The sequence below is a fragment of the Carboxylicivirga sp. M1479 genome (assembly GCF_007097485.1).
Lineage (GTDB): Bacteria > Bacteroidota > Bacteroidia > Bacteroidales > Marinilabiliaceae > Carboxylicivirga.
Genome location: NZ_VKDE01000087.1, coordinates 1 through 742, shown reverse-complemented (window position 1 = coordinate 742; position 742 = coordinate 1). Strand labels below are relative to the sequence as shown.

Here is a 742-nt window from a genome sequence, read left to right as displayed (position 1 = left end):
TATACGCCTGTGCTTTCCATGGCAACATGGGTTATTTTATTCTTTATGGGGTATTTAATCATCTCCCGTAAAGTTTTAACTTTATGGATATGGAATATCCGGCAGATCAAATGGAATTTGAAAAAATGTTTAAAACCGAACAGGACTGCATTGATTATTTGGAGTCATTAAGATGGCCAAATGGTTTTGAATGTCCCCAATGTGGTTCAATACGTTTTTGGAAAAAGAACAAAGGCAGATTTGAATGTTCTGATTGTCATAAAGAAACTACCGTGACAAATAACACAATGTTTCATAAAACCACTAAACCTTTGCTGATATGGTTTCATGCCATTTGGTGGATGGTTGCACAAAAGAATGGTGTTAGCGCAAAAGGTTTGCAAAAGGTACTTGGACTGGGAAGTTATCGAACAGCATGGACTTGGTTGCATAAATTCAGGCGATTAATGGTATTGAGTGGCAGAAATAAGTTGAAAGGTATTGTTGAAGTAGATGAAGTCCTCGTTGGTGGTAAAAAGCCAGGAAAGCGAGGAAGAGGAGCAGAAGGCAAAAGTTTAATAGCTGTGGCTGTTGAAGTTAAAGGTCGAAAAACAGGTAGAGTGCGACTGGAAAAGATACAGGATGCATCGGGGAAAAGCTTAACAGAATTTATTAAAAAGAACATTGAACCAACATCAACAGTCATTACTGATGGTTGGCCGAGCTATTCAGGATTAGAAAAACTGGGCTATATACACAAAAT

Annotated in this window: 1 protein-coding gene; it reads left to right on the top strand. The window is 37.9% G+C overall.

Translation table 11 applies throughout. From position 1 onward, the window contains the following. Window positions 1-89: 89 nt before the first annotated feature. Window positions 90-742: IS1595 family transposase (locus tag FNN09_RS20885; protein WP_185969095.1), on the top strand; the 653-nt coding region annotated here is incomplete at its 3' end.